This is a genomic window from Streptococcus infantis (assembly GCF_001579645.1).
GTDB lineage: Bacteria > Bacillota > Bacilli > Lactobacillales > Streptococcaceae > Streptococcus > Streptococcus infantis_E.
In genome coordinates, this window is the sequence record NZ_KQ970818.1 from 531,496 (window position 1) to 537,232 (window position 5,737).

The 5,737-nt window shown below is 27.8% G+C and carries 5 protein-coding genes and 1 tRNA gene; all 6 read left to right on the forward strand.

The window, feature by feature from the left end; translation table 11 throughout:
* Positions 1–411, forward strand: a 411-nt coding sequence (locus SINDD18_RS02530) for a 3-dehydroquinate synthase family protein (protein WP_431305821.1), incomplete at its 5' end; no start/stop codon positions are given.
* On the forward strand, positions 408–1,388 hold the full coding sequence (locus tag SINDD18_RS02535) for an ATP-grasp domain-containing protein (protein ID WP_061862971.1): 981 nt from the start codon (positions 408–410) through the stop codon (positions 1,386–1,388). The genes SINDD18_RS02530 and SINDD18_RS02535, both read left to right, overlap by 4 nt.
* Complete coding sequence (locus SINDD18_RS02540) at positions 1,345–2,535, forward strand: MFS transporter (protein ID WP_061862972.1); 1,191 nt, start codon at positions 1,345–1,347, stop codon at positions 2,533–2,535. Before SINDD18_RS02535 ends, SINDD18_RS02540 begins: the two co-directional genes overlap by 44 nt.
* A gap of 1 nt (position 2,536) precedes the next feature.
* Complete coding sequence (locus tag SINDD18_RS02545) at positions 2,537–4,360, forward strand: hypothetical protein (protein ID WP_001003626.1); 1,824 nt, start codon at positions 2,537–2,539, stop codon at positions 4,358–4,360.
* A gap of 97 nt (positions 4,361–4,457) precedes the next feature.
* A tRNA-Tyr gene (locus SINDD18_RS02550) sits at positions 4,458–4,543 on the forward strand.
* 75 nt (positions 4,544–4,618) lie between these two features.
* Positions 4,619–5,578: a D-alanine--D-alanine ligase family protein gene (locus SINDD18_RS02555; RefSeq protein ID WP_001028644.1), complete on the forward strand. Its 960-nt coding sequence runs from the start codon at positions 4,619–4,621 to the stop codon at positions 5,576–5,578.
* Positions 5,579–5,737: the final 159 nt, after the last annotated feature.

A 5,737-nucleotide genomic window follows, 5' to 3' on the forward strand; every position in this document is an offset into this window, starting at 1 on the left:
GTGATAGAGAATGATGAATTTGAAAATCATAAAAGATTATCTTTAAATTTTGGACACACTCTAGGACATGCTATTGAGACTTTATATGGGCACTTAGACTATTTACACGGTGAAGCTATTGCAATAGGGATGGTTTTTGAAGCAAAAATATCACTAGAAGGTGGGAAACTATCAAAAATAAAATATAATAAATTATTAGAATTGTTAAAAAAGTACTCGCTTCCAACTGTTATAAATTTGGATGATGATAGAATAATCGAATTATCAGAAATAATAAAAACAGATAAGAAAAATTCTTCAGAACAAATACATTTTATTTTACCTACAGAACAAGGGTTCTCAATTTATAAAATTAAGAAGAATAGTGAAAAAGTCATGAATGATTTAAGAAAGTATCTGGGGGAAAGATGAGAGTTTTAGTAACTGTATCAGGTTTACCGCATGAGTACAATTTAGCCCAAAAAGCTGCAAAGATTGTTTCAAAAGAATTGGAAAATTTAGATATCTATAATGAAGTTGTAGAGTTGAAAAATATAGAAAAGCTGAATGACGTCTTAAAATATATTGAAGGTTTTGATTTAGTTTATATTGTATCTTATGGAGGAATTGGTGAAAACGGTGTTTTACAATCTATTTTAGAATCTTACCATATACCATACACGGGATGTTCTGCTACGATAAGTGCTGTTTGTAGAGATAAATATTTTTTTAGTAAATTGTCAAAAATACTAAATATAAATACTCCAAAGACATTTAAGGTAGATGGTTTAATAAGTATTGATAGTATAGAAAAATTTATAACTAGTAATCAAATGAGATTCCCGTTAGTAATGAAACCGAGGTTTTTAAGTGGTTCAAGTCATGGAGTTAAAAAAGTAAACTCATTACAAGATATTCAAAAGAATTTACCGGATATTTTGAATATTGATACACATTTGGTTATACAAGAATATATTGAAGGAAATGATTATATAGTGGCTGCTATTTTCCAAGGAGATGAGATTAAAGTAGGTGTTTCTAAAGCTAGAATCAATAAAGATATCGATTTTGAAGAAAGATATAATAGTGGTGAAAATATGTTCATTGTTGATGATTCACAAAACGAAATCAATTCTAAACTAAAAAAATTTACTCAGAATATATTAGATTATTATGAAATAGACGGCGCATGCTACCTTGATTTCAGAGTATGTGGTGAAGATGTATATTTTATTGAGTTAGGAACTATGTACGGTTTGAGTGAAAACAGTGTTGTGCCTACTCTTGCAAAGAGTTTTGGAATAAGCTTTACAGATTTAATAAAAAATGATATTTATCGTGGTTTAGAAAGAAGGAAAGGGAGTCATGAATATAAACAAGAAAACGTTTTATACAATAACTTTTGGTGAATTCATATCAAATATTGGAGATAGATTTCAAAAAATTGCTTTTCCTATTTTAATTTACCAAGAATTTCATTCGTCATTTGCAATGGGAGGAATGGTAATTATTGAATTGTTACCTCAACTCTTATTAGGATTTGTTATGGGCTATTTATTAGATAATTTTGATAAGAAAAAGATACTATTATGGTCTACATTAATACCTGCATTATTATGTAGTGTAATACCGATATTATCTAAATATTCAGTTTCTATATTTTTTTACTATGTTATTGCATTTTTGATTCCTTTATTTTCGACACTTTTTCAAACAGGATTTTCAGTAATTACCCCGGCATTATTTGAGAAGGAAGAATTGCAAAAATATAATTCGCAGTTTCAAGGTGTACGAACTATTTCAAAATTAGTTTCTCCTGCTCTGGCAGGGTTATTAATGTTAAAGTTTAATATTAATAGCATTTTTTTTATAAATAGTGCTTCGTTTTTGTTGTTATTTTTTTCAATATTAATTTCATATATTCCAAATCAAGGAAATAAGGAGAATGGAAATGATGATATAAAAGAAATGTTTGCAGGTTTTAAAGAGAATTTCACAAATATTAAATTGAGGGTTTCTTTACTCTTTACTATTGTTGTGAATATCGCTATGCTAGGCTTTAATGCAACAATTATTTATTATTTACAGGATCAATTAAAGTTATCAAATAGTCTTGTTGGAATTGTATACTCAATTGCTGGATTTGGTAGTTTGATAGCAGTAACTCTTCTTTCTACTTTTTTGAATAAGAAGGATACCTTTATTTTAATGAATATATCAATGGCAACGATCCCACTTGTCATTATGGCAAGCGGAATAGTAGAAAATTGGATATTTTTTGGAATTTGTTATTCAATTTTGAGTGGACTAATTACAATAGCTTCTGTCTCGATTACAACAATACAGCAACAAGAAAGTACTGAGTATAATATTGGTAAAATACTTTCTAGTTCTTTTGTAATAGCTACCATTTTTGCTCCTTTTGGAGGGATACTAGCTGCTTATTTTAATTGGCTTTTAAATCCGAGATTAAGTCTAGTTATTTTGGGCTTACTAAGTAGTTTATTGGTTATTTTTATAAAGAGTTATGAAAAAAAATTAAGGGGAGATAAATAAGATGAATGAAAAATACCTATCGTTATTAAGAGAAATTCACTCTAGTACTACGGATATAAGAAGCAGTACAATTGTGATTGGATTTAGTAATGACGAATATAATGATATTGCTAAAGTTTATTCTTCTAAAAGTAAGTATGATTTCTATGAATTACAATCATTTTTAGAAATATTTGAATATTTAGAGTTTTCACATTTCAAAAAAATTATAATTTTTTCAGAATCTCATAATTTGGAATATGAATCGTTAAGGAGAATTACTAGAATTTCTTTGAATAGAGGGATTGACATTGGATATTTTACAGGAAATAATTTTCAAGATGTAGTGAACTTTGCTATTAAAAATTTAACTTTTAGCATGATAAAGAAATCTAACTATACTTCTTTAAATGTAGTACCACGGAGAGAATCTGAGATTAAAGAAATAAATTCTCTGATCTCTATGTATTCATCGAATCTTACAAGTGATTTGCTTTGTAAAAGAAGATCTGCATTATTTATTTACGGAGGAGGAAGACTAGATCAATTAGCAATAGGAAAAAATATAGCATTATGTAATAGTCAAATAAAAACATCAAAAGAAGTTTTAAATACAGCACAACTTAATTCAGATTTAATAATGATTAATGGTTGTGTTCTTGGTGTTGTAGCACCAGGAGAATTTGAGAAAGAAGGAAAGGAAACTTTGTCATTTGGATTATTGAATAGTTCAGCCGTATCTTTTATAGCTCCTTTTTCTACTAAATTATCTGATGCTAACGAATTAATTTTAGCAGATTGTTTATTAGAGAGGGAAGAGAGTTTTGGAACAGTAACTAGGCAGTGTAATGAATATTGTGTTTATAACAATCTAACTCCATGCTATGTCTTATATGGAGACCCAAATAATCAATTTAGGAATAGTGAAAATTTATATAATTATTTTTTACAACAGTCGAATTATCAAAAAAATGAAATATTGATTTCAAATAAAAGTATTCGTTATTTTGATACGATTGATGGAGAAAGATTAATGTTTTCAGACCAAGTAGTGTACGATGATAAAATTTTGATAGAAGATAATTCTATCTTCGAGAATTTTATTAAAAAAATACCTATAATGATATATAACTTTAACAGAGATAACAGTATACCCCATATGCATCCGAACAGCAATAAGAACTTTAAGCAAGACACTAATACTTTAATATCGCAATTCAATAACTTAGAAAACTATTTATTTGATTTTGGAAAAGATTCTAAAGTTAATTTTAAAGTTAAAAAAATTATAAACAATTTAATTGATAGTGTTGATATGATAAGTCGAGAAGTTTTGAATTACTGGGCTAAGAATATTTCTGAGGATAAATATAGAATGTATGATCTGCATTATGGAAATAATCTTAGGATAAAATGTACTGAAGAACAAATAATCTGCTCAACATGTAATGAAAGACCAATTGAAAAGGTAAATGTTAGTGATTATTATTCTAGGTACAAAAGAATTATAAAAATATGTCCTTGTTGTTCTATTATAGAAGATTTAAGCGAAGAAAATATTTTGCTTAAAATAAATAAATTGGAGAAATTTACAAGTAGCGAAGCTAGAGTAGAATTTTCAATTAAAAATAATGGTAATAATTTTGAGGAAGTATATATCAAAACTTGTGTAAGAAATGATAAATTCAGTTCAGAATTACATAAGATTACATTAGAACCTAATTCCTCTAGACAGTTTATTCAGGAAATTAGTCTTAACGAATCACTTTCTAAAGATACAAGAATATATTTTACTATTTTAATTATGAATAATTTAGGTATTAGCCTTTATAAGAGACAATTCTAAAAGATAAATTCAAAATAAAAAAATATCATAATTATTTTCTAAAAACTATTGACAACATCTTATTATAATGCTATAATCAATTCATAAATAGTTTATCCGGGGTTGGCGAAATTGGTAAACGCGCCTATGATACAGGTAGGTTCGACTAAATGTCTATTGGAGGTTCAAGTCCTTCACCCCGCATATGAAATATTTTTAAATTGCAGTAATGCTTTATAATAAGTTTTACTGTTTTTTAATTTTATTGAGGTAAATCAAATGAATATTGTAGTTTTATATGGTGGTAGGAGTCCTGAGCGGTTAATTTCGGAAGTTTCTTCAGAACAAGTTGCTGAGGTCTTAACTACTGATAATGTAATAAGACTAAATTTAAATGGAATATATAATTTTGGTGATAAAACCGTAAAGAATTTTTCTCAAATCTATAAGTTGTACCAAGAAGGAAGATTATCGGAGTTTGATATTGATCAAGAATTGGAAATAACAGATTCAGTTATTGAAATTTGTAAATTAGCAGACATCGTCTTTTTATCTACACATGGAGGAATTGGTGAAAATGGGAAGCTGCAGGCATTACTAGATATTTGTAATATAAACTATACTGGTAACGGATATCAAAGTAATGCTATAAGTTTAGATAAGAAATTATCAAAGCGGCTTGTGAGTACAGTTGGAATTAAGGTACCCTGTGAGTATATGGATGAAAATGAGTTTGTTTTTCCGTTAGTAATAAAACCGAATGATAGTGGTTCAAGTATTGGAGTTAGAATTATTAAAACTAAAGAAGAAATCCAACGGTATGATTTGAAGAATTATAATGTCGAAGAATATATAAATGGAAGGGAGTTTTCTATTGGAGTTATTGGTGAGAAAATTTTAGAACCAATTGAGATTGTAATTGAGAATGGTTTTTATGATTATCAAAAAAAATATACTCCTGGAATTGTTAAGGAAATTTGTCCTGCTAATATATCTGAAGAGCTAAATAAACGACTGAAAAAGTCTGCTAAAACAGTTCATGATTTAATGGGATTTGAAGTATATTCAAGGACGGATTTCATTGTCGATGCCAATGATAAAATTTATTTCATTGAAACGAATAGTATCCCTGGTATGACTCCGACTAGTTTGCTACCCAAGGAGGCTGAAGTAGATGGAATAGGTTTTAGTAATTTATGTAGGAGAGTAATCGAACTGAGCATAGAAAAATATCAGTAGTGAGAACTATATTTTCGTTTTTTTATCTTGTTAGATACACCATATAAATAATTCGGAAAAATTTATTTTTCTTTGGAAATATTATGTTGTTTTAAAATTTTAATAGTGATTGTAACTTTTTACTGACTGTTAAGTATTTGGTATCACGAGAAAACTATC